The organism is Fuerstiella marisgermanici, assembly GCF_001983935.1.
GTDB classification, from domain to species: Bacteria; Planctomycetota; Planctomycetia; order Planctomycetales; family Planctomycetaceae; genus Fuerstiella; species Fuerstiella marisgermanici.
Genome location: NZ_CP017641.1, coordinates 5,314,329 through 5,339,683, shown reverse-complemented (window position 1 = coordinate 5,339,683; position 25,355 = coordinate 5,314,329). Strand labels below are relative to the sequence as shown.

The following is a 25,355-nucleotide window of genomic DNA, read 5'->3' as shown; positions in this document are numbered from 1 at the left end:
GTCGCCTACACCTGCCCGGCGCGGATCGAATGCGGCTGGTTGCTGCTGCGGTGGTTTGGCGGTGCTGGTTTGCGTTTTACAAACACTACCAGAACCGGCTTCCCGCTGCTCTTTGACAGCCGACTTTTTGCGACGTGTGCAACATTTTGGGCGGTTGCCTGACCAACGGCATTCTCGGGAGAATTGCGGTGAGCTAACGTTTCTGGATCGGCGCTGTTTGCAGCGTCCGCCATGACGATCTCTTCTACTGACGCTTTAGAAGGGAGGGACTTCACCACGAGTGCATCGTCGTCAGGCAGAATCGCATACATCTCGCCAAAGTATTCGTCAGACTTCGTCGGAACTCGCATCGATTCGGCGAACTTATTCAGCAGTTCGGACCGACTCAAATCGCCGATCTGGTCGGGGTTCATTTCGATTTGGAAGTCGTCCGGATCCGCTTCCAGAACGCCGCGAAGTTCGGACGACACATCGCCCGTCGCCATCAGAACCCCCGGGTGACTCTCGTCCACGACCGCCGAATCCGCCAGCGAATGCAGCCGCAGGCCTCGATCACCGACCGTTTTTCGTACGGATTCCGGAATGCCACCCTGGCGATTTGCCGCGACAGTGACGACCAGCACTTCCCAATTTCCCGGCAGGCTGGCCACGTCTTCTTCCAGCCTCATTAAAGAAGACTGAGCAACCGTGGCGGGCTGAATCAGCCCGGACTGAACGAGCCCCGAACGGTCCGGCGCGACGATCCACGACACGCACACCAACAGCACGGCCGCCAGTGATGAGACCAATGCGGCCCATCGAGCCCCCTGCGAAGCTCGATCGCTGTGGCTGAACTGCGAAGTTTGCGCCGACGCTGCTTCCAGTGGCTGGCGGGATTCGCCGCGGATCTGCTGGAGCACCGAAAGATGTAGGTTCGTCTCTTTCCGCATCGGGAGCGCTCGCAGGCTATCCCCAACCTGCCGCCATTTTGCGAGCAAACTGGTAGAGTGATCAGCATCCATTTCTACGGCAGACGCTGGGTCGCTGTCGCTGGAATCGAATTCCGCAGACAGCAATTCTTCGGGATCAATGGGAGATGAAGCAGACATGGGGCGGGCGATCACAAGGGCAGGTGGGACTAAAGGAGCGTGGTGTCACGTAGCTTTGACGCACCGACCGGCGTGAAGGTTCCCGAGAATGTAAATTCGGCGCAAGTGACATTCTGACAACAGATTGCGGCGAATTTGTGGCGGCCTGAGAAGGGTGGAAACGCCAGAAGCCCGGCTCTTGGGGAGCCGGGCTTCATTTGCTTGTCGAGACACAGCAATCAGTCACTGTGAATTCACTGCGAATGCTTGTACTGATCAGGTCGCAGGATACAGCAGGTCTGCGTTGGTCGGGTCTGCCAACTCGGCCATCACGGCTTCCATTGCAGAATCGTTGGCATCGTCGGAATTCGCATCACTCTTGGCGGCGTCGCCAGATGACTCAGGCCCCGCTTCAGGCACAGGCGCCTCAGCGCTGTCGACGTACTCGGCGACGGCGTTCTTGCCCGCTTCATCCGGCTGGAATTTCAGTTCGACCGCAACGGTTGAAGTGTCGTCGCCATTTGCCACGTTCGACCGAAGTGACGTGAGCCGGTTTTCGACAGTGAACGACAGCGAATTACTCCACGCACTCGCTGTTCCCTGCGAATTGAATGCTCGCACCCAGAAGCGATAAGTTCCGTTCGGCAGGCTGCGGTTAATGGTGGCACGCGACTGATCGGGATCGACCTGGAAGGTAAAATCGCGGAACGTGATCGATTCCTGTTTCAGCAGGTCACGAACCAGGATTTCATACTGCACGTTGCCCGACGTGTGTTGCCACTGGAACGTGACATTGTTTTGCAGCACGGTTCCGGTTGGGCCGAGTGCAATCGGTGTTGTGGCGTTTGGTACGTCGATGCGGAACGTAGACCATTCAGTCCATTCACTTTTTTCGCCAGCGGAATTCACGGCACGCACTCGAGTGCGGTACGTGGTTTCTGCCAACTGAATCGGCACGGTGTAGCTTTCCGTCGTGATGCCGGTTTCGTCAATCACCAGGGCGCCGGTTCCCGCGTGTTCCAGTTGCAGGTCGTAGTTGCCTGTCGGAATGGCCATGTCCCATGTGATCGTGGGGGTTGGGTCGACAACTGTTCCGACAGCGTTGGTCGCTGGCCCGGTGATGGTCGGAATGCCAGGGGCCGGAACGTCCAGCTTAAACGTGTATGAGTCACTCCATTCGCCAACTTCGCCTGCCAGGTTATACCCGCGAACCCAGGCTTTGAAGGTACCTTCCGGAAGTCGAAGCTCCGGCGTGAACGTCGTGTCTTCAATTCCCTTTTCGTGCACAATGCGAACTGTGCCGCTGTCCAAGTGATTCACCCAAAGTTCATAGGTGGCGGAACCCACTGTGGCGGTCCATTCGAATTCCGGCAGGTCGGTCAGGATGTCAGTTGTCCCGGTACCTGCTTCAGCCACGGGGCCTGTTAGCGTCGGACGTTCTGGTGCCGGCTGGTCGACCGTCAAAACGATTCGTGGGCTCCACGCACTCTTGATTCCGACGGCACTGACTGCTTGAACCCAGGCTGCATATCGACCTTGCGGTAGCGGCGTCGTGGGTGTGTACGACGTTCCGGCGATACCGGTTTCGTGAATAGCTCGTGCTTCACCCGTAGTCAGGTTGTTGACCCACAAGGTGAACCGCGTGCCACTGCCAAAAGCGTCACCACTCACACTGTTCCATGTGAACGTTGGCGTCTGATCTTCAGTACGGCCAATTTCGACCAGTTGCGGAAGCTGAGGTGTGGGGACGTCGACCGTGAATTCAATAAGCGGGCTCCAGTCAGACTTTTCGCCCGCGTCATTCACGCCTCGAACCCACGCACGATGTTTCGCATTGTTCAGCGGCTTGAAATGGGTGTATTCGTTGGCCGCCAGGTCTGTAACATAGATCACTCGCGTCGGCGCGATGACAGAGCTGTCGCCACCAGGAAGTTCGTCCACCCATAATTCGTAAGATGTCGCTCCGGCACCAATCCAGCGGAAGGTTGGTGATGCGTTGGTGGTGACAGTCAGAATCGGCGCTGTCATTGTTGGCGTAGACGGCGTTTGGAAGGCATCTACGGTGAAGCCAACCGGAGTGCTCCATTCGCCAGGATCGCCAAACGGGTTAAACGCGCGGACCCAAACAGAGTTGAAGCCTTCGGGCAGCGACGTGGTTGGCGTGTAGGCTCGCAAGCCGTTGCCAATGTCGACGCCGGGCACTCGTACTCGAGTTACGTTACCACCGGCAGACAGGAATAGTTCGTATTCGATCGCGGCCGCCGAATGTCGCCACTGAATTTGTGGCAGGTTATTCGTGATGATTGAGCCCTGTGTGGGCGATGTGATCACGGGGGCCGCCGGGACAGCTGGTTCGCCGATGCTGAATAGCAGCGGATCACTAGGCAGGCCGACAACGCCATCCGCATTAACGCCGCGGACGACCGCTCGGTAAATGCTGTTCACAAACGGTGAAGCGAACGTGTGTCGAGGCAGGATCAGGCCGGAACGTTGCTGGACGACGGCTCCTGTGAATTCGTTGGTAATGGTGATGTTGTAGGTGACCGCGTTGTCGACAGACGTCCATTCGAATGCCGGCGAAGAAGTTGCAGGCCGGACTCCTGGCGAAGTAATGACAGGCTTAAGCGGCAGGTTGAAATCGTCATCCCGCGACGTAACAGACACGGTCTGGGCACCGACGTTGGCATACAACGCATCGCTGTTTGCCGCGTCGACTGAAATGATAACGTTGGTTTGTTTGTCGCCGTCCTGTGCGAGGTCTACGACGCCAGACACCGTTACTCGTTGCGGCCTGTCCCAATTGGACGGAGTAAACGTCAACGATGCGGTGGACGTTGTGACTTCACTGGTGTCCTGGCTCGCGACGTTCAACACTACGTTGGAACTTGGCATGGACGGCAGGACGACATCAAAGAAGTCAGTCTTACCGGAGTCCGTTACAATGGTGCTGCCGGCAGATTCTGAAATGCGAATTGCCTGGTCAGTTCCATAGAAATTAAGGGCAAACGAATCGAATGTGCCGGTGCCTCCCGATGCCTTATCGGTGACTGAAATTGTCCAGACGCCCTGAGAAGATTCGCCCCAGTTGCGTGCTGTCGTGAAGACCCAGTTGCTGTAGGCTGTCTGGCTGTCCTGATTGCGGGTTTGGGCCAGCACAGACTGTGTCCCGCTAGGCGACGTGAGGACTACTTCGAGGTCGCCGATGTAGGAATGCGACGCGCTGAATACGACTTCGACATACTCAAGGGACGAAATCGCGTCTGCTGCGGCAACGCTGACAGTATTGGTGACAGCGGCCCCGCCGACATCCGGAATGGCCTGGTTAACGTTGATGGTGCCTGTCTTGTAATTTCTTTCAGTCGGCAGCGAGAGATGCGTTTCTGCTGCAGCTACAGAAGCAGCCGCGTCGACGCCGCCAAATCCGTATTCGTGGTTGACCCACAGTCCGGCACCGTTCTGCACCCAATCTGCATTGGCCGCATCAACTCGTTCTGCATTGCGGACCAGGATGTCCGTCACATCGCGGTACGTCAAGAGCGGGTTCGCTTCGAGCATCAATGCGATGATGCCGGAAACCAGTGGTGTCGCCGAAGACGTTCCGCCAAACGTATTGGTGTAGTTTGATGTGTCGTACCCGTTACTGCCGGTGAGGTCCGTTGTTGTAATGCCAAGGTCGCCACCGTTTGATGAAGCGGTCACGATAAGAGACGCTCCGACATCGCTGTAAGAGCTTCTGACTCCTGAGTTTGTCAACGCACCGACAGCAATGGTAAACCTGGAATTGGCGTACGGATCATAGTTGACGTTGTCATTCGTCGTGTCCCCACCATTTCCGCCAGCCCAAGTGTGGATGTTCCCCAAGCCGCCGCGCCCTGTCGTGGCGGCCTGTTCCAATGCCGCCAAGGCTTGCGGCCCAATGCTGGAAATGCGACCGTTGTCCACTGGTCCCCAGCTGTTGTTATAAATATCGATGGCGTTCATCTCGTGGGTCAGGGCCTGAGCTTCCTGCTGGTCCGTCACACCTCCTGCTATTAGTCGCAATCCAACCAATTCTGCATCCCAGGCTGCACCGCTGCCACCGATTCCGTTGTTGCCTTTACCAGACGCGACGCCCGCTACTGCTGTTCCGTGGAAGTCGGAAGTTACGGTTGGAGACGGATCGTTGTCGTTGCCGTTCCAGTCGAAGTCAATCGTTGTGTTCACGTTGTCGACGAGGTCTTCGTGGGTCGTTTCCAGGCCGTCGTCAATAATACCAATCGTCACGCCAGCCCCTGTGTAGTTGTCCCACACAGATGCGATATTTGAATCCGCTCCGACAACGCCCTGCCCCTGTCCTGTGTTGCTGAGGTGCCATTGGTCGACATATAGCGGGTCATTCGGTACGGCTCGCAGGGAATGCTGGCGAGGCACGTTGGGATGCAGGTAGTTAAAGCCGTCAATATCGGAAAACGTATCGGCCGCATCCTGAAGAGTCAGCCCCTGCGACAGCGTGATTGTGTAGCCGTTCTCGATGAGGTTGGACGCCTCAACGGAGATCGCATTCGTCGCAACCTTCAGAGTTTCCACGTCCTGGGGCGTGTCGAAATTCAGAAAATAGGACTCAATCGACGTGTCGTCCGAGATTTCATCCATGACCACCGGAGCGAACAAGGCATCCCGCAGGTCGGCGGTGAGTAACAGCCGTGCTTCGACTGCCTCTGCAAACCCAAGCCCCTTCATTTTTTGAGGCCCCGAACGGCGCTCGTCCCGTCGCGAAGACAGGCATTGCTGAAGAAACCTAAGCATTTCGTTGACAGATTTCATGAGTCGAAGCCTCATTGAACTTTGCGTTTTATCAGAACTCAGACGCGGCATAACATCAACGCGCGCATTTTCCGGCCACTCACGGCACGGGACCGTCTCTCAACTCTATCGGACGAGGAACCAGGCGGAAAACCAACAGAAAAATGCGGAAGCGGCCGAATTCGAAACAAATCCAAACGCTCGTTTGATACTTCCGGTCAGGTAAACCCAACAATGCAGGTCGTCTGGGGGCTTCCTGTTGAACAGGGCTTCTGTCTTTGGTCGGCAACCGCTAAATTTCCACAACGACCGGCCATCGGAGCCAGTCCGCCAAAATGACAGCGTTTCCTCACATTTACTTCGCTGTTCCAGTGAAATCAGGGCAATTTGAGATATGTCGGAAGCCAATTCCAGCGAAACGGTCCACAAAGATTTCGTCCGTCAGATTGTCGAAGACGACCTGAAAACCGGAAAATGGGACGGCGTGGTCCATACGCGATTTCCGCCCGAACCCAACGGCTACCTGCACATCGGACACGCCAAGTCGATCTGCCTGAATTTCGGAATCGCGGCCGAATATGGCGGCAAGTGCAATTTGCGGTTCGACGACACCAACCCCGAAAAGGAAGAAGTCGAATACGTCGAATCCATCAAGGAAGACATCCGCTGGCTTGGCTTCGACTGGGAAGACCGGCTGTTTTTCGCGTCGGATTACTTCGAGCAGCTTTACCAGTGGGCTGAACAACTCATCACTGACGGCAAGGCCTACGTGTGTAGTCTGCCGCTGGAAGAAATTCGCACCGGTCGTGGGACGCCCACCGAACCGGGGACGCCCAGTCCCTATCGCGACCGGTCCGTCGAAGAAAACCTGACTCTGTTTCGCGGCATGAGGAACGGGGAATTCGACGAAGGAGTTCACGTGCTGCGAGCCAAAATCGACATGGCTCACAAGGTCCTGTTACTTCGCGATCCGATCATGTATCGCATTCGCAAGGTTGAACACCATCGCACGGGCGACGCGTGGTGCATTTACCCGACCTACGACTTCACTCACGGGCAATCGGATTCGCTGGAAGGTATCACTCACAGCATCTGTACGCTGGAATTCGAAAACCGCCGCCCGCTGTACGACTGGTACTGTGAAACGCTGGGCATCCACCATCCACAGCAGATTGAATTCAATCGCCTGAATTTGACCTACACTTTAATGAGCAAGCGGCGACTGTTGCAGCTTGTGAATGAAGGTCACGTTTCTGGCTGGAACGATCCTCGCATGCCCACACTGTCCGGCCTGCGTCGACGCGGATACACACCGGATTCGATTCGCAAGCTGTGCGAATCCGTTGGTGTGACGAAGCACAACGCGATGACCGACATGGTGGTGCTGGAGAATCAGATCCGCGAAGAACTGAACGCGACAGCCGATCGCCGCATGGCTGTGCTGGATCCATTAAAGGTTGTGATCACAAACTATCCGGAAAGCCAGTCTGAGGAGCTTGACGCGGTCAATAACCCGGAAGACGAAGCGGCCGGTTCACGCAAGGTGCCGTTCGGTCGTGAGTTGTACATTGAGCGTGACGACTTCATGGAAGACCCGCCTCGCAAATTCTTCCGACTCGGTCCCGGCCGCGAAGTGCGACTCCGCTGGGCTTACTTCATCAAGTGCAACGATGTTGTGCAAGATGACGACGGCAATATCACGGAAATCCACTGTACGTACGATGTCGAAACTAAAGGCGGCAACGCACCGGACGGTCGCAAGGTGAAAGCCACCATGCACTGGGTGAGTGCTCAGCATGCGATTTCGGCGGAAGTGCGTCTGTACGACCACCTGTTTGTGACCGAAGATCCGGACGACGTGGAAGACGAATCTCAGACGTGGCAGAGCAATCTGAATCCGGATTCGCTAACCGTGGTCGAAGCCAAACTGGAGCCGTCGCTGGCGGAATCAAAGCTGGGCGATCGTTGCCAGTTTGAACGCAAGGGGTACTTCATCGTTGATCAGGACAGCACTTCAGATCGTCTGGTTTTCAACCGCATTGTGACGTTGAAAGATGCGTGGGCCAAAGCCAAGAAGAAGTAGCTGCTCGGCTACGTGAGCGTCGCTTCTGCAAGGCCGAACGACATGGTCATGCCTGCTCCGCCGGGACCGACACACACGTGAACGCCAGGTTGCGGAGTAGCTCGAAACACTGGCAGGTCCGGGTGCTTTGCGTACACGCCGTGCCAGCGTTCGGAGATCGTCCAGTCGGGCAGCCGAATGATCTTGCGTAACTCCTGCAGGATCAGGTTGTCGATTTCCGCTTTGTCGAACGGTTCGATGTCGTCGCCATATTCGTGCGAATCGCCGAGGATAAATTCGGCGCTGGCGGATTGAGTCGCCATGACATGAATTCCGTAGCGATCCAAAGTTGGATTTTCGTTCGCGACTCGCTGTTTCAGTGATGCCAGCGATGGGCAGTGATTGAACGAACTGTAGTGTCGCAGTGTTAGACCGCTGGCGATATGAGCCGCCTGATTTGCAGAAGAATTTTGCGCGACGGTGCGCAGCATCTGCAGCTTACAAAGCTTCAGTCTGGAAGCGGCCAGCACTTCCGGAAACAGCGTCTTCAAATCACTGCCGGAACAAATCACTGTTTGCTCCGCGTGCCACTGGGCTCCGTCGGCCGACGTGAGTGTGCCGCCGTCGACGTGCACGATCGGTGTTTCGAAATGCAGCTTCACGCCATGAGCGGATTGCAGCCACGACGCGATTTTAGACGCGGCCACGCGCGGATCGACTCGCAATTCAGTGGGGCTCCACATTCCGCCGAGTAGCCCGTCCGAGTTGGCGATGGGGACTTTTTGCAGAGTTTCGTCAGCCGACAGCATCTGGCAGTCGTGAGTCTTACCAGCGACGAATTCTTCCAGTACTGCCCGTTCATCGGCGCGATGAGCCAGGTGCACCGATCCGCAATCGTCCGCGTGTACGACGCCTGCTTTGTGCAGTTCCAGCCAAAGTTCGCGAGAACGCAACGCGGTGTCGTACAGTTCTCCGGCTAGCTGACCAATGGGCCAGATCATGCCGAAGTTACGAACAGTCGCTCCCTGAGCTTTCGGCGAGCGGTCGAATAAGATGACGCTTCGTCCCTGCCGAACAGACGCCCATGCGTGAGCGAGGCCTACGATTCCGGCGCCGACGATGGCGACATTGAATTTGTGATTCGGCATTGTCGAGTTCACTTTGTTAAGCCGTCATCGCAGCAAAGCTGAAAGTACACCTCGGCCGCTTTTTCAAGTTGGTCGATTTCGAGGAACTCGTCTTTGGTATGAGCCTGGTCGATCGAACCGGGGCCGAAAACGATCGACGGGACTTCGGCCGAACATGTTCTTGATGCGTGAGTGCCATAGGGCACGCCAATCGCTGAATGTGGCCCGTCCACTTCCTGAACGCATTTCAATACGGCCGACGCCAGTTCTGAATTATCGGCGTCCGTCAGGGGAGGACTTTCCAGCCACGGTGGATCGAAGATCACGTCGAAGTCGAGGCGTTCCTGCACGTAGCGACGCAGGTGAGCCACGACTTCGCTTCGCTTTTCGCCGGGGATGACGCGGCGATCGACTTCGATCACGCATTCGTCCGGCACGATGTTTACGCTGGTGCCTCCTGTGATCCGACCGACGCTTAACGTTGCTCCACCGCACAAAGCGTGCGGCTTGACTTTGCGAGTCACCAGGTCGGCGTACTCTTCCAGCACGGCCAGTACGGATGCCATGCGATAGATGGCGTTCACGCCCTGAGTCGGGTCTGAACTGTGACAGGCTCGACCTGCGGTCCGGATCTTAAATCGAGTCACGCCGCGATGAGCGACCACGACGTCCAGGCCCGTCGGTTCGGCAATGACGGCGACGTCCGGCTTCGACGACAACAGTCCCGAGCGGCCGGGCTGTTGCCAATAAGTCACCAGGTCATTGATGCCCAATGTCGTGGCTTCTTCGTCGCATGTGCAGGTCATGATCACGCTTGCGGCGTTAGCTGGGCGTTCACGCACAAGACGACGGAAGGCAATCAGCATGGCGGCCATGCCACCTTTCACGTCGCAGGCACCTCGCCCGGTAATTCGACCGCCTTCGATCTTTGGTTCGAATGCGGGAATCGTCATGCCTTCGACCGGCACTGTATCCTGATGAGCGTCCAGCAAAATGGTGCGGTCGCTACCCGGCGAATCAAATTTCGCTATGACGTTGTCGCGGCCGGGGGCGACTTCGATCCGTTCGTACGCCACACCCAGCGATTGGAAAAACTCCACCAGCCAGTCGCTCACGCGACCTTCAAAATAGATGTCGCCCTGGACGTCCTGCCCCATCGGGTTAACACTGGGGATGGCGATCAATTCCGCCAGGATATCGACGACGGTTTTTGAGACAACCGGAGCGGCGGTCATGATAAGAAGTTCCTGTCAGGGATTAGGTTTTGACGGATTGGGGTCGCGGAATTCTTCCAGAACTTCTTCCAGAAAATAGTTGATCTCTTCCGCAGCCTCAGCATGCAGCACGTTGTACGCATGAGCCGCACTGCGGGCGTGATAGAGCTGTTCGCAAAGGTTTTCGTCGTGAGTGATCAGGTGAGCAAACGCGGACAGGATTTCCAGATGCCGTTCTCGTTCGTTTTCCGGCGTGGCCAGTAGCAGCACCGCGTGCACCGGACGTCCGTCGGGCGTTCTGAAGTCCAGTCCTTTACGGCTGATGCCCAGCACGCCTTCCATTTTGGCATCGGCATCCAGTATCGCGTGGGGAATCATCAGGCCGTGACCCACGCAGGTGGATTCTGATGCTTCACGCTTCATCACCTGCCGCACGAACTCTTCCTTTTCGATCGGCATATCGGACGTGGCGTAAAGCTGGTCCACAAGTGACGAAACAACGGCCTGTTTGGTGTTGCCGTCGACAGTCACGGTAATGCGGTGCTCGTCCAGGAAGTCCAGCAGACGCGGCCGAGCCTTCCCGCTTTCGCCGACGCTGTTCAACGCGAATCTCGCACCACTTGGGCCCAGTAACTGGTTGATGGCCAATGCGGCCAGTCCTACGGTTGTAATGACGTCGGCATGGTCGCTGAGTGTCGGGTCATTTTGTACTAATAAAATCAAACCGACGGCGACGCCTCCGTGAGGCAACAGTGCGAGTCCCAAAAAGTTGCGCACAGCATTCGTTGCATTCGCAAAGTACATCGCGATGAAGGCGCCTGAGTACTTGCCGATGAAGCGAAAGGCAAAAAACAGCAACACCAGGCTAAGGTTGGGCCACACCTGGCTGAAGTCCAGTTTCATGCCGGCAAACGTATAGAAGGCAGCAAACAGCACACCGCCAATCGATTGCAGATACGCTTCCGTCGACCGCACAGTGCCGTGGCGCAGATTCGAAACTGCGATTCCGGCAAAGGTACACGCCAAAATTCCGGAAACGTCCATGCCGCGGGCCGCCCCCCACGATCCCAGAATCACGGCCACCATGATCGGTCCCACAAACGCCGGGCCCACTACGGTTCGAATCAGGATCAACGCAAGCCCAGCGCAGGTAAAGCCGACTGCCAGAGCAAGCCCGAATTCCGTGCCGACATTGACCAGCCCCGCCTGCAAAGACATCGTGCCACCGCCCGGGACGCGGATAAAGGCATACACAAATTCAAACATGCCGACAGCCACCATGTCGATTAGGGCGACGGCGGCGACGAGTGTCCGCGTAAGGATACCTCGGGCACGCGCTTCCTGAACGACCAGCACTGTCGTACCAGGAGCGCCGCAGATCGCGATCGCACTCAGCAGTAAAGCAGGTTTGGTGTCCATCCCGCCCAGAATGAAGAGCGAGAAAAAGACTACCGCAGGAGTAATCAGGGCTTCGCACAGCAGCAGCAGGCCCAGTCGTTTGCCCGTGTTTTGCAAACTGGCAAAGTGCAGTGCGGCGCCGACGGTGAAGGCGATATAGCCCAACACAAAATTCATGTACGGGCCAAATGTCGACACCGCGTCGGGATCAAGGCCTAGTTTAAGGCCATGAGATGTCGTGAGATACCCGTCCAGCATACGTAGCAGGATGCCGGTCCCGATCCACCCGGTTACTTTTGGCAGCTTGATCCGCCCCACCAGTTCGCCGCCGATAATTCCGGAGACAAGAACCATCGCCATGCGGATGAGTGGGTCGTCAAAATTCATAGGCCGTGCTTTCTTAATCAGTCAGCACGGGATGGTAGCGAACTGCGCCGCCGTGTGAAAACGCGGACGTATGGAAAGTGTGCAGTCAGTCGCCGCGTGTTGGCTAACTTTGCGCCGCTTAATCCAGCCATGGCCACCGCAGATCGGCCTGAAATTGAGCGTGGCGGACTCGATGCGCTCTGAAAAGTCAGTCCGGGTTCGCGATCTGGCGTAGGTAGAGGGCCAGGTCGCGCTGCAGTTGCATGAGATTTTGCCAGTGAGCCCACGGCACTTCCATCACGGGGTTGTTTCCGTCCGGATCCTGCGGGTCGGCACCGTTGACTGATACATCTCGCATCCGTTCGTGAATATAGCCCAACACGTCACTAACCCGAGCCCGCTGCCCCGGTTCCAGCTCATCCGGCAGCGCCGGAGCACCGCCGGGAAATAGCGGCAACTGCAGATTTTCGGCGTTAAGATCGTCGGCCAGCTCGAATTCCACGCCGGAATCAGATCCGCTGCCGGAGCCATTTTCGGCCAGGTAACTCAGCGGTGTCAGCGACGCGACTTCGACGCCTAGTTGTTGAGCGTGTTCGGCAATTTCAGCGTCACTGCCAAACAGCAACGTGCAGCGGCCAATCTGCACGTGGTCGCCCGGTTGGAGGACTCGCAACTGCACCGGATGCCCGTTGACTCGGCTTCCGTTTGTGCTGTTGAGGTCGGTCAAAATGACCTGGCCGCGATCTTCCTGCAACTTCGCGTGAATCCGGCTGACTCGTTCGTCATTGAGCTGGATGACGTTGTCTTCTTCGCGTCCGATGGTGACCGGCGTCTCAAGATCACGAAACGTACGACCGCGTTCCAGACCTTCAAGGATTGAGATTGTCACCTGTGCCATCTGAATCTTTCAAAACCGCCCCTGACGCTTCGCACGCGAATGGCTGCGTCGTCCTATTGAAGTCGGCTTGTCCGCGTTTTCCACGGATCAGTTCGCTGCTTCACGAATTTTTCGAAGAAGTCGGTGACAAGCTGTTCCATTTGTGGTTTCAAAGGCCGGCCATCCGCCAGTTTTCCGTCCAGCAGCGCGTCACCGGAATACTGTTCAGCGGCCGGAACTTCCAGCTTATACCGAGGTGATTCTGGTTTGTCTTCGGCCCCTCGGATTTCAACAAGGCGAAACAGCTTTTCAGCGGCCGACTTTTCTGCTTTGTCGGCGGAGTTGTAGTAGACGTGAATGGCGACTCCTTTAGTTTCGTCAGCCACCACTTTCATGGGGGCCATCGAACTAATTCTTCCTGCCGACACTGCTGGACTCAACATCAGGATCGCGCGAACGTCCTGTCCTCGAGGTGTCTTGGCGGCGGCAACAGGAGCGTCATTCCACGGCTTCTTCAGCCAGTCGTTTGCGGCGAACGCGGCTGCGACAATGGCACTGGAACCAGATGCTCCGATGCCCAGCTTTCTGATATTCAGCTTTTCCTTTTGATGTTCTTCAACAAGGAAGGCCTTGATCGCTTCGAGATCCTGTGTCACCATCAATGCGTAGTCCTGCGGCGAAACTCTCGCCAAACGCGGATTCGGCTTGCCATCTGTGGGAGGCATGCTGTCGCCGTGTTTTCTGAGATCAGCAGTCACGACCGCAAAGTCTCGCTTCTGCAGCACCTTAGCGACGCTGTCCCAGGCTTTGCGAGTCATGCTTTTTTCACCGTCTGCTCCGGGCAGAAGAATCACGACGGGCGCTTCTTTGCCCTTCGAAGATTCGTAATAGGTGATGTGAATCGGCCAGCCGTCTCCCGTCGTCAGAACACGATCCTGGCCCGCACTGCGCCCCGCCTGGCCGAAGGCGTCGGGAAGTAGAATCACGGCGAAAAGTGCAAGAACGCCCAGGTTTATGGCTGCCTGAATGGTTTTCATTTCCGTAGTTCCGTTCAGCGGAGGAGGACTTAATGACTTTAAAGCCAGTCTACGGGCAGGTCTACGGCGGGTCAAACCAATATCGATGCTGTCAGGCGGCCTCAGAGCTCTCATTTCGCGTTGCCGCCAGCTGCAGCAGAGAAATCGTAACGATTGTACCGGTTAGGTAACTTTGGCTCGCTTAGCATCGATTCTCGCAGCAAACGTTGCTTTCAAATTCCGCCTGGTGGACTTTTGCATCCTAAGTTTCCGTATCCCTTCTCACTGATCAAAGACATACAGCCTTCCCACAGCATCGTCCGCGATGTTGCGGAACGGTTGAGAACCCACAACGGCTTCGCTGCCCCCCGCAGCAAGGCATGATGTGGGTTCAGGGCAATTGCCTTAACGAGTCACGCTCGCAACGGTGTTCGGACAAACAACGCAGCGCTGCCGAAACTCATCACTTGTCTTTGATTGTGCGCTCCCAGCGACCACTTTTCCAAGCGGACCGTCCGTCAACCATTCTGGTGGCGGATTTAATGGGAACACTAGGGGACAATTATGGCGACTGCCACATCTGGTTCATTGCTGGTTGTTGATGACGACCGACACATCCAAAACGCGATGGCCGACTATCTGCGAAGTCTGGGACATCGGACCGAAACTGCTTCCACCTGCACCGACGCCATCGAACGCATGGAAGAATTTCCGTTCGAAGTCGTCGTCTGTGACGTCAACCTGCCTGACAAAGACGGCTTTGAACTGTTGCAGTGGTCTCGCGAAAACGCGCCCGAAACATCAGTCATCCTTCTGACCGGTTTCGGCACCATCGAAAGCGCTGTCGAAGCGATTCGCATGGGCGCTTTCGACTACCTGACCAAGCCCGTGATCGACGAAGAACTGAATCTGTCGATCGAACGAGCCATCAGTCAACGACAGTTGATGCAGGAGAACGCTCAGCTGAAAGCTCAGCTCAGCGACAAGCACGGGATCTCAAACATCGTCGGCAAAGACTACAAGATGCTGCGAATGTTTGAGCTGATGGAAAGCGTGGCCGATACGCGAACCACTGTTCTGATTCTCGGCGAAAGCGGCACCGGCAAAACCGTCACCGCGCGAGCCATCCACCACCTCAGCAATCGAGCCGACAAACCATTCGTAGAAGTCGCCTGCGGTGCTCTTCCGGAAACGCTGCTGGAAAGCGAACTGTTCGGTCACGTGTCCGGAGCCTTCACTGGTGCGACTCATGACAAAGTCGGCAAGTTTCTGCAGGCAGACGGCGGCACTCTGTTCCTCGACGAAGTCGCGACCGCGTCGCCTCAGTTGCAGGTAAAACTCTTACGAGTCCTCCAGGATCGCGAGTTCGAACCTGTCGGCGGCAACGAAACTCACAAGGTCGATGTTCGTCTGGTTCTGGCGACCAACGTTGATCTGGAAGAGGCCGTTCGGCGTGGTGATTTCCGCGAAGACCTGTTCTATCGCATCAACGTCATCACGCTGACTCAGCCATCACTGCGAGAACGAATCGGTGACATTCCTCTGCTGGTCGATCACTACCTGAAGCAGTTTAACCATCAAACCGGTCGCGAAATTCTCGGCGTCGACGACATGGCAATGCACGCCATGCAACAGTACGCGTGGCCGGGCAACGTACGTGAACTGGTCAACGTGATCGAACGAGCCGTTGTGCTGTGCAAGGGTGAACGCATCGCTGCAGCCGACCTTCCGGAAAAACTGTTCAAGGAAGACGAACACCGAGCGTCCGTGGAAGCTCAGCTTGGCGGAGCTTCACTGAAGAAGGCACTGTCCAGTCCGGAACGACAGTTGATCATCCAGGCTCTGGAATCCAACGGCTGGAACCGCCAGAACACGGCTCGAGCATTGGGCATCAACCGCACAACGCTGTACAAGAAAATGAAGAAGTACAACATCGACTTCGAGACCGTCTATAAACACGCTTAGGGCGGGACGGCCCGACGGCCGATTGGCGTGGCGGGCGGGGGAGCAGGACGAAGGCTGAATCGCCGGCGTTGCTCCCGATGGTCGCTGGAGGTGGACGTTGGAGGTGGACGTTGATCATTGTGTGTCGATCTGCGTCGGCGAGCCGAGGACGTTAGTCCTCTGGTTGTTCGCGATAAACGCGACAACTGGTCGCACGTTTCTGGCTCGCACGATTACTGATATTCCGAAAGTTGTTGACCGGCACTTCGCGTGCCGCTCGAGCAACTCCTCAGCAGCCGACCGCAATAGCGGTAGGCTGTTTTTGATTTGCAGCGAAGCAAGCTTATTGCCGATGTCGGCAAGACTTGCGGGCCTTCGCCAGGTGCCCCTGCCCTATCGAAACAGAAACGAAGGCGGAACTGTGAAGTGCTGCGTCGTCATTCGGCTACGCCACGGATTGATCGGGCACCTGACGTCCATTGTCCCGATTGCGGAAGTCTGTCTCCTCATCCCGATCCCGCCGCAGTTCTGCACGAAGATCGTCGGGCGTCGTTGTGTTGGCCGCTAATGTTGAGTCGGGCAGTGAGGCGTCCCCTGCCTGCATCAGGCGGTCGAATTCGTCGTCGTCGAAGGTGGGGGAAGCCGTGGCCATGACGCCGAAGCCTCCGCCCAGCAGCATGAGGCCAATGAGCATGCACAGGCCGACGACCGGCAACGTCAGGTGGCCATTGACGCCCGCGCCGCGGAGTGCACCGGCAGCGACAACCAGCATCAGGCCGATGCCGGCAGTGCTAAGCAGCATGCCCCACGCGAATCGAGCTTTCTGCATGGGCCGCCCGCGCTGCGGTTGAGGTACGACCGGCGCGATCGCAGAATCGAATGAGTTCGTTTCGTTGCCTTCAGTTAAGACGCCTTCTGTCCCCACATCTTCCGTCCGAGCCGCTTCCGGGCTGGCCAATTCGGGGCTGGTTTCTTCCGGCGTCGCTCCGTTGATGTCTGTCAGGATCGTTTTGGGTTCGTTGCTGTCCATTTTTTCCTCCTTCCTGCCTGTGAAACGTCGGCAGATTCGAGGTGGCTCAAAAAATCTTGCTAAGAAATCTGGTGAGGTGGCGAACTCCAAAGTTGGCCGTGTGCAAAAAGCGTTGCGCCGGCAGCACTTAGGAACATCTTCGCATTTCAGCAAAAACTTTTGGAATCCGGCCAATCATGCCGTCGCTCCCGCGAATTACCGGGCATGAGCAACCAAATGTTGCTTCCCGTGTGTATCCCAACAAAAGACAAGTTGAACGTGAGGAGAATAGTGATGTTAAAGAAAGCGATTGGCGGATCATTGGCAGCAATGCTGCTGGCGGGCATGGTTTTGGGCACAGACGCTCTTAGCTACGTCACAACCGCCTGTGGAAATGTGCGTGAAGCCGTGAAGTCGGAAATCACGCCCGAATTCGAGCTGGATCGAATTCGCAATGAAATCGACAAGCTGATGCCGGAAATTCGGCAGCACATGACGGTCGTCGCCGAACAAAGCGTAGACGTGAAGGACCTGCAACGCGAGATTGCTAAAAAGGACACCAAGCTGGCCAGCCAGCGAGATGCCATTTTGGCTCTGCGAGCGGACCTGAGCAGCAGCAAGGACAGCTTCACCTACCGGCATGTTTCTTACAGCCGCGGAGAAGTGGAAGCCGATCTGGCCAACCGGTTTGAATCGTTCCGAAACGGTGAAGAAGCCCTGGCTCGCGATCGCCAGATTCTGGCAGCTCAAAAGCAAACGCTGCGAGCCAACCAGAAAAAGCTGGACAGCATGCTGGGCCGCAAACAGGAACTAGCAGTACATGTTTCACAGCTTGAAGCTCGACTCAAAACGATTCAGGCTTCAGAAGCGGTTAACGCCATCGAAGTCGACGACACCAAGCTGTCTCGCGTCGAAGGCATGATCAAAGACTTGAATCACGCTCTGGATGTGCGGGAATCGATTCTGGAAACCGAAGGTAATGTTCTGGGCCGCATTCCTGTGGAAGAAGACTCTGTCGATCTGCATGCCGACGTCGTCAGCGAAGTCGACCAGCACTTCGGCCTCACGGCTGACGAAAACGTTGCAGAAGCCGCTCAGTCAGACTCACTGTAGGCGCCTTCGCAGCGGAACCGGGACGCACACGAGCTCCGGGCTTCCCACCGGGGAGTCCGGAGCCTTTTCTGTGTAATTCGGCAGGAAAATGTGATCCTAAACAGGCGAACGCACGTTTGAAATGTGTCTTCTTCGATGTTCAACCGGGACCTGCCAATCAATCGAACAGCTGATACAATGAACTTTGGCGCGACACAACAAGATAGTCAGCACAAGCGGCACCGTTGGTTCCGCGAAACGACCGTGCCGCCGAAACAAGTACCATCCCCAAAGAATACGGCAAAGAACATTACTGTGGCGGCCAGCCAGTGCAGCAAATACATGCTTTGGATCGACGGCGTCGGCGCGTGGCAATTATGTGCCGGCCAGTCGTTTATCGTTGGCGCTCCGTCGTTCGAAAAACAATCCGCCGACATTGCTCTGCTGGCCAACGTTTCGCGACACCATGCGACGTTGCGGCATGCCGGCGAAGACTGGAAACTGGAGGCTCATCAGCCCACCAGTGTGTCTGGTCGAACCGTGTCGGACAGCACAAACCTTCGCAGCGGCGATCAAATTTGTCTGGCCGAACGAGTTCGCCTGGGGTTCCGTATTCCCAGTGTGCTGAGTTCTTCGGCGGTGATCGATTTTGAAAGCGACCATCGACCTTCGCACAGTGTCGACGGTATCATATTGCTGGCAGATCACTGCCTGCTGGGGCCTCGGCGAGACCACCACGTCTATTGCAGCCAGTGGCCGGACATGGTCGTGCTGTTCTTTCAGAACGGCGAACTCCGCTGCCGGTCAAAGGCGGTGCTGGCGGTGGACGGCACGACGGTCAGCGATTCGGCGGCGTTGAAACATGGTTCTGTAGTAACGGGCGAAGAATTGCGATTCCGCGTTGAAGAAATGGCGTAACAAACTCAGTCGGGTCAGAACTATGAAATTCACCTTTGCACCAGAAGCACGTCCCCTTGATGGCTATACCATCAAGCGTGCCATCCACCGCGGTGGGTTTGGTGAGGTGTACTATGCGCTGAGCGACGCAGGTAAAGAAGTGGCTTTGAAGCTGCTGAATAATAACCTTGAGGTGGAAATTCGAGGTGTGTCGCAGTGCCTGAACCTGAAGCACCAGAACCTCGTCACCATTTTCGACATCCGCGAAGATTCCGACAAAGACCACTGGGTCGTCATGGAATACGTCAGCGGTCGTGGCCTGTATGAAACTCTGCAGGACCATCCCAACGGTATGCCGGTGCAGGAGGTACTAAAGTGGCTAAGCGGCATGACCGCGGGCCTTAGCTTTCTGCATGACCGAGGCATCGTGCACCGTGACCTGAAACCAGCGAATGTGTTTCAGGATCAGGGAATCGTCAAGATCGGCGATGTCGGTCTGTCGAAATACATTTCCGAAAGTCGCCGCAGTGCTCAAACTCAGAGCGTCGGCACCGTCTACTATATGGCTCCGGAAGTCGCTCGAGGTCGCTACGGTCGCGAAGTCGACGTGTACGCTCTGGGTATCATGCTGTACGAGATGCTGACCGGCACCGTACCGTTCGACGGGCAGACGACCGCCGAAATTTTAATGAAACATTTGACCGCGGAACCAGACCTGTCGGTGCTGCCAGTGGGCGTTCAGGAAGTCATCGCGGACGCTTTGGAAAAAGACCCGGACAAGCGAATCAACAGCGTGGAAGCTCTTGAGCACGCGTTCCGCACCGCTGTGGCAGGTGCTGACGTGAGTGCCCCCGTTCAAAAGACTCAATCCTTTGTCGGAACGGCGTCGCCACCGCCGCAGCCCGAAGCGGTTCATGCGCGAGCTGATCGCGACGCGGATACGGTTATCGACATCGACACGTCGTCCTCGACTGAACCCGCGATGGGTGTGGCCGCTATCGCCGCCTTCTGGAACGCGATACCGTCGCCGCTGCAGTGGGTTCTGGGCGGAGCAACCGCGCTGCTGATTATCGAATCCGGCATGTTGCGACCTGTCGCCGTTGGCGGCATGATCGGCGGCGTGGCTTACCTGGGCTATCAAATCGTTCAAGTGTTCGTCAGCGCGGCGTCACCGAGACGCGCCTGCCGAACCGGGCGCGGTGTGGGTCGGCATCGCCCCGAACCGCCCCCACGCCGACCTGCGCCCGCGATGGCTGCTTCAGCACCGCGTCAGCAAGAGAACGCGAACCCACAGCGCGGAAGGCCAGTCGTTTCCAGTCCGCCGGTGCCGCGAATCTACACACCAGCGACCCTGCGAAAGATCACAAAGCGGCACCGAGCGACAGACATCACAACGTCCATCTCGGTTTCATTGGCGGCAGCCGCGTTGGTGACGCTGGCCGTTTTCCTGACGACGAATCTGCTGAAAGACATTTCGCAGGCGGTTTATTTCGCCGCCATCACAATGGTTGCGGCCTGGAGTTTGATTCTACCTTCAAAGATTTGGGAAGGTCGCGCGGGCGACAGTGTGATGCGTCGATTCACTTTGGCCAGCGCAGGTCTGGCAGTCGGTTTCATTGCGGCAGTTCTTCCGCAATATCTTCTGATCGACCAGGACGCTCTGTTTCACGGAGCAACAGCTGGCCACCCCGTTTATGTGGGGCGGCTGACTATATCAGATGGCAGTGGGACTCCGACCATGGCGTGCTTTATGCTGTTCTTTGCGGCACTTTTCGGCGTTCGTCGGTGGTGGTGGCAGGTGGACAGTTTTCGCAAGTCACGCTTTCGAGTTTCCAGTGCGTTGATGACGCTTCTGGTAGGCGTTGTGATCACTGGAATGCTGCAGGAATTCTCCTTCCCGGACGCTTTGGGAGCCACATGGGCTCTGGCGATTTCGGCGGTTGTGCAATTGTCCTCCGGTTGGACGCCGGCTGAAAATCGAGTGCTGGAACCGACGATTACTCCGGCACCGGCCAAGCCAGCCAGAGCACAGGAATCCGTACCTCAACTGGCGGGTCGTGAAGCCGCGTCACTGAAGAACGCCTAATCACCCGGCGATCGCGCTGGAGAACAAATATGACTATCCTTTTCGCGTTCATCCTGATTCCGCTGCTGCTGCTTGTGGGCATTGCCAGCGTTGTTTGGGTCGCCTCACTGTTCTTTGGCCGTCGAGCCAGTGTGCAGCGTGGCAGACTGCTGCATGCGATTGGAGTCACAGCAGTCGTCTGTGTTGCTTTGTGTTTCGTCGCGTTGCTGGCTTTTCGGCGACACGGAAATATTACGAAGGCACGGATGGTCTCTGCGAACACACCTTCTGAAGTCAGATTTCACACTTCGATACAGACTTCTGAAAGTACTGTTTCTACCGTCCAGTCAGCTCGCACGGTTGCGATTCCAAAACCGCCGCGCGCGCCTCAGCCGAATGATCATCCCGGAGAATTAGCGGTTCGGCCGCCTCTTCCCACCGACGGAAACGTGATGTGGTTGCCGCTATCTGACGACGTGATTGCGGGGCTGCTTTCGACCGAAGGCGCTGCAGCGGTCGCGAAGCTTAACGAGAGCGTGCCTCAGGAACTGCGCCAGGCGTACGCGATGATCCCGCTTTCCTCGCCAGGCACACGGCCCGTGCTGCGCCAGGCTCTCGCGTCTTCTGTTGTTCGCGAAGCACTGACGCCACAGAATATTCACGCCGCCGTTTCGGCCACGCTCACATTTTTGAAAAACAACGCCAGTGAACAGTCAGAGCAACCGATGGCTCAACTGGCTAAAGCACCAGGTGACGGTTCGGCAGACGCAGCCACGGCCACAGCAATCGCGAGCGATGCCTCACAGGACGCGACAGCACCATGGATAACAAATCCTGGCATCGGAAGGCTGGTTGTCGAATCGTCGTTCCAGGAAGCGTCCGTTCCCGCAATTGAATCACTTCGGCCTGCCATCGTTGACGCTCTGAAACAACGGGTTGACGAACTCGCGCAGGGACGCTGGCACGGCGCGAGTCAGTGGGATCGGCTGGTGTCGATCGATGTTTCCGATGCTGCGATCGCCGACTTTATCGTTAATACGGCAACGAAAATTCAAGAGTTGAAGACTGTCGATGGCGACAAGATCATGCGTAAGACGTATGCTCTTGTCGAATTTCCGGAAGCCGTAGAACAACAGGTTTTGGGCGACGTTCACGCCGCATTAAAACAAAATCGAGCCATCGTGCTCTGCATGACGCTGGGTGTTTTGTGGCTGTGTTCGACGCTGTTGAGCGTTACGTTTCGGGCCAGCCAGGCGGGCACGTTTTGGAAGAAACTTGCCACTGTCCCGGCTCTTTCGATACTTGTTGTGCCCTGCATCCTGGCGGCTGTGTTCATGGGGAAGGCCATGTACGACGGCAAGACGCTGGATTCCGCATGGGCCACCGGCCGAATCACGTGCTCCATCGATGACGTGGCCAAGTGACGAGTTGAACCGTTCGCTGCCAGCTTGCTATCGTCGGAATTCCCCGATGATTCGGCGACCGTCGTCCGGCATCAACTACGGCATCTATTCTTCGACGACTTCCGCGGCCGCGTCAGCCTCAGATTCGGCTGGCATATCGCTGCTCGGAGTCAGCCGGTACACGCAGTAAGAAAATTCCGCCATGGATGCCATTGCGCTCAATACCAGCAGCTTGCCAATGTTGCCAAACTGAGCGTTGCCCAGCACGCTGGCCGCGATCCAGCCAACGCTACCCAGCACCAGCAGCCCCATAAAAACAAGGCGAGGTTTTGTAGCAAGCTGCGATCGACGGTGGCTGGCGGTCGAAATGGCGGCGTCGGCTGAACGTTTCGAAAGTTCCCGAAACAGTGCCGTGTTGTTACGCAGTAGCTCACGAGGCACTCTGCGCGACTCTTCGTTGATGCCATCAATCAGCGGCGCCGGTTCGTCTCCGCTCGTGGCGTGAGCACGGTTGTCAGGCGACGCAGCTGCCGCAGCGGCTGGTGAAGAGGCACCTTCAGATACGCTTGAACCAGCGGCTGAGTCCGCATCGTCGTCGCCATTCACGCGTCGGAACAACGCGGCCAGATGTTCGCGAACGGCTCGGTCACAATCTTCGATTGAATCTCCCGACTCCACCTCATACTCGGAAGCCGGTGTCTCGTGGGGAACAGCTTCGAAAGCCGTTGAGTGCTCGCTCACATCTTCGAAGGTGGTCTCCGTAGCTGCAGACGACTGGTAATCCGGCGAAGGATCTTCACTACCGACATCGAATTCTGTGGGCACCTTTTGCATGGCTTCGGGGCGCACAAGCTGCTTCAAAGTGTCGGACAGTTCAGCGTAGGGAAACTCACTGTCCGCCGCAGGCGTTGCATCAGTGGGGCGATCCATATCGGCGGCCTCCACTGTGTTGCTGGCTGCGTCGAACGAGTCTTCCACATAAGTTGATGACGGTTCGGCGGCTGGCTCATTCTCTGCATAGATTCGCGATGCTTCCAACAGCTCTAATAAAGTGGAGTCGTTGAGTTCCGCTGTTGCGTCGTTGTCCGCCGCCACCTTTCGGTCTGCCACCACTGTCTGCGACATCGACGCGGGGAAATCGCTGGATTCTGTTGAAGGCATCGTCGCCAACCAGTCCGACGTGGGATCCGGAGCAATCGTTGGTGCGTTGTCGCGGTAGGCGCTGCCTGATGTTTGTTCTGTTTTTGAAACTGGTGACGCAATACTCTTCTCATTCCGCGTCCCCCTGTCCGCTACCGTGTTCTTGCCGGGTGCGCTCGCGACGAATGCTCCCGCATCGGGCTCGCCGGTGTTCGAGGAAGCATCGTCTCGGTCAGGGCCGGATAGCGTTGAATCTTCTAGTGCGAACTCACTTTCGCAGACAACAACCTCGTTCGGATCGCAAGCTTGCAGAACGCCTGCAACAGTCGTCGATTCTGACAGCTCGTCGGCTTCCTGAACGTCTGCAGACGCTGAATCGTTCGCCTTGTCGATGGAGGTCGATGGGTAACAATCATTCGTCAGCTTAGGCTGATGACGCTGTCCTCGCACGACCAGGACGGCAAAGACCCAAACCAATCCGGTGACAATCGACAGCGAAGACAACACATCCTGGGCTGTGCTTAGCAGGCTGATTTGTGGAGTGGTTTCGGCATGTTGTTCGGCTGCGTGACTTGGGTCTGTGTCTCCGTCTGCAAGTTGTGCCGGCAACGGTATTGGCGTGGGCAGATCAATCTGTACGTCAAACGTCACAGTCAGGCAGTTGCAGGCGTCGTCCCAAACATTTACGGTGAGCGAACAGTTTGATCCATCAAACGCCTGCAGCAGCGACGCATCAGCCACCGACATGACGCCCGTTCGGCTGTCGATAGAAAATCCGCCGTTGGTTGGATCGTCCAGCAGGTCGAAGGCGAGTGTGTTTTGACCGTCGTCATCATGAACGACAATCGCTCCCACGGGAGAAGTGCCGGCTGAGGTGACCGTTGCATGCAGGTCCATCGGAGCTAAGACTGGCGGCTCATTGACATCTTTCACGGCCACTTCGACGGCTGCCGAGACGACATGTCCAGAAGAATCGCGGACCTGAACAGTCAGTGAATGGTTCTGGACCTGTTCGAAGTCGAACTGCGTCGCATCCGCGACCACAATGCGCCCTGTTGTCTCATCAATCGTTACAGCGGGCTCAGCAAAGCCACCAAGCTTCACTGAATAATGCAATGAATCGTCGCTGTCTGGGTCGGCCGCCAACACCTGCCCTATCACATCGCCATTCGTCGCGGACTCCGGAATTTCGAAGCGTGCGTTTTGTACAATTGGCGGCTCATTAACGTCGCGCAGCATCACCACTACGTGAAGTTCGCGACGACGGTTGCGTAGTCGTTCAAGCTGTCGCGGGGCCAGACCGGCATCCAGCAAAGATGCTTCGAAATCGTCTTCAAACGCAATGGCTTTGCTGCTCTGTTCGCGAGCAGACACGACTACGATGTATTCGGCCCGCTGTTCAAAATCCAGCTCGCCGTCACTGGCAACCAGCAGACGTCCGGTATGAGGATCAATGCAGAAAATTGCGTCTTCGTTGCCCGATTCTATCTGAAAATCAGTGTAGCCTTGCGCGCTGCGCCATTCGTGGAGTACGACTGCGCCCAGTGGGACGTCTTCATCAATCGTAACCGTTTCAATTTCGATGCCAGTCAGAAGTGCCGTTGCCGGACCGGTCGAATCATCGTCGGCTGCGCGCGCAGCTAGCGGCGTGCAAAACAGAACAGCACACAAAGCGAACGCGACACCGGTCGGTCGACAGGCATGCGAGGCGCCAGAGGCAGAGCATTGAAGAAGTGATTTTGTAGGCATGGACATTGTCTCGTGTCAGCCGATCACCAATGCAGGTAACGGCATGAGCAAGGAAGCTGGGCACATGGCCTCATGTGCAGACCGCAGACTACCCTGGAGTGGAGCCGCCTGACTGACTTTGGAAACATAAGTCGAAAGGCCTCGTCA

Annotated in this window: 15 protein-coding genes; 6 read left to right on the top strand and 9 right to left on the bottom strand. The window is 56.7% G+C overall.

The annotated features are described in order from the left end of the window. Nucleotides 1-5 precede the first annotated feature (5 nt). Together Fuma_RS19865 and Fuma_RS19860 are read right to left on the bottom strand one after the other, a co-directional pair. Entirely contained in the window at nucleotides 6-1,088 is a 1,083-nt protein-coding gene (locus tag Fuma_RS19865) for a hypothetical protein (RefSeq protein WP_077025655.1), read from the bottom strand. A gap of 255 nt (nucleotides 1,089-1,343) precedes the next feature. Continuing rightward, a complete protein-coding gene (locus Fuma_RS19860; protein WP_077025654.1) occupies nucleotides 1,344-5,870 on the bottom strand; it encodes a S8 family serine peptidase in 4,527 nt (1,508 codons plus the stop codon). Nucleotides 5,871-6,243: 373 nt separating this feature from the next. On the opposite strand from Fuma_RS19860, the gene Fuma_RS19855 reads away from it, so the two are divergent. Continuing rightward, nucleotides 6,244-7,932, top strand: coding sequence for a glutamine--tRNA ligase/YqeY domain fusion protein (locus tag Fuma_RS19855; protein WP_077025653.1), 1,689 nt, complete (start codon nucleotides 6,244-6,246; stop codon nucleotides 7,930-7,932). A gap of 8 nt (nucleotides 7,933-7,940) precedes the next feature. Here Fuma_RS19855 and Fuma_RS19850 read toward each other — a convergent pair whose 3' ends face one another. The 5 genes from Fuma_RS19850 to Fuma_RS19830 form a co-directional block, all read right to left on the bottom strand. Beyond that, nucleotides 7,941-9,059 (bottom strand): TIGR03364 family FAD-dependent oxidoreductase, encoded by a 1,119-nt coding sequence (locus Fuma_RS19850; protein ID WP_077025652.1) that lies wholly within the window; start codon nucleotides 9,057-9,059, stop codon nucleotides 7,941-7,943. A gap of 8 nt (nucleotides 9,060-9,067) precedes the next feature. Further along, entirely contained in the window at nucleotides 9,068-10,273 is a 1,206-nt protein-coding gene (locus Fuma_RS19845) for a M20 family metallopeptidase (RefSeq protein WP_077025651.1), read from the bottom strand. Nucleotides 10,274-10,288: 15 nt separating this feature from the next. Beyond that, nucleotides 10,289-12,037: a PTS sugar transporter subunit IIA gene (locus tag Fuma_RS19840; protein ID WP_077025650.1), complete on the bottom strand. Its 1,749-nt coding sequence runs from the start codon at nucleotides 12,035-12,037 to the stop codon at nucleotides 10,289-10,291. 187 nt (nucleotides 12,038-12,224) lie between these two features. Next, nucleotides 12,225-12,914 (bottom strand): FHA domain-containing protein, encoded by a 690-nt coding sequence (locus Fuma_RS19835; RefSeq protein WP_077025649.1) that lies wholly within the window; start codon nucleotides 12,912-12,914, stop codon nucleotides 12,225-12,227. Between the two features lie 53 nt (nucleotides 12,915-12,967). Next, complete coding sequence (locus Fuma_RS19830) at nucleotides 12,968-13,930, bottom strand: alpha/beta hydrolase (protein WP_077025648.1); 963 nt, start codon at nucleotides 13,928-13,930, stop codon at nucleotides 12,968-12,970. A gap of 543 nt (nucleotides 13,931-14,473) precedes the next feature. Here Fuma_RS19830 and Fuma_RS19825 point away from each other — a divergent pair. Further along, nucleotides 14,474-15,874, top strand: a complete 1,401-nt coding sequence (locus tag Fuma_RS19825; RefSeq protein WP_077025647.1) for a sigma-54-dependent transcriptional regulator — start codon at nucleotides 14,474-14,476, stop codon at nucleotides 15,872-15,874. Nucleotides 15,875-16,298: 424 nt separating this feature from the next. On the opposite strand, the gene Fuma_RS19820 is transcribed toward Fuma_RS19825, so the two are convergent. Continuing rightward, nucleotides 16,299-16,883 carry a hypothetical protein gene (locus Fuma_RS19820; protein WP_077025646.1) on the bottom strand — a complete coding sequence of 195 codons (585 nt, stop codon included), beginning with the start codon at nucleotides 16,881-16,883 and terminating at the stop codon, nucleotides 16,299-16,301. Nucleotides 16,884-17,156: 273 nt separating this feature from the next. On the opposite strand from Fuma_RS19820, the gene Fuma_RS19815 reads away from it, so the two are divergent. The 4 genes from Fuma_RS19815 to Fuma_RS19800 all read left to right on the top strand — a co-directional run bounded on the left by Fuma_RS19815 (nucleotide 17,157) and on the right by Fuma_RS19800 (nucleotide 22,340). After that, the gene (locus Fuma_RS19815; protein ID WP_077025645.1) at nucleotides 17,157-17,975 is read left to right on the top strand and encodes a hypothetical protein; all 819 of its coding nucleotides are present in this window, start codon (nucleotides 17,157-17,159) and stop codon (nucleotides 17,973-17,975) included. Nucleotides 17,976-18,152: 177 nt separating this feature from the next. After that, entirely contained in the window at nucleotides 18,153-18,872 is a 720-nt protein-coding gene (locus Fuma_RS19810; RefSeq protein ID WP_145944267.1) for an FHA domain-containing protein, read from the top strand. A 22-nt stretch (nucleotides 18,873-18,894) separates the two neighbouring features. Next, complete coding sequence (locus Fuma_RS19805; RefSeq protein ID WP_077025643.1) at nucleotides 18,895-20,937, top strand: serine/threonine-protein kinase; 2,043 nt, start codon at nucleotides 18,895-18,897, stop codon at nucleotides 20,935-20,937. 29 nt (nucleotides 20,938-20,966) lie between these two features. Further along, nucleotides 20,967-22,340: a hypothetical protein gene (locus Fuma_RS19800; protein ID WP_077025642.1), complete on the top strand. Its 1,374-nt coding sequence runs from the start codon at nucleotides 20,967-20,969 to the stop codon at nucleotides 22,338-22,340. A gap of 84 nt (nucleotides 22,341-22,424) precedes the next feature. Here the strand turns inward: Fuma_RS19800 and Fuma_RS19795 are convergent, their stop codons facing one another. Further along, a complete protein-coding gene (locus Fuma_RS19795; RefSeq protein WP_158521069.1) occupies nucleotides 22,425-25,208 on the bottom strand; it encodes a cadherin repeat domain-containing protein in 2,784 nt (927 codons plus the stop codon). Nucleotides 25,209-25,355 lie beyond the last annotated feature (147 nt).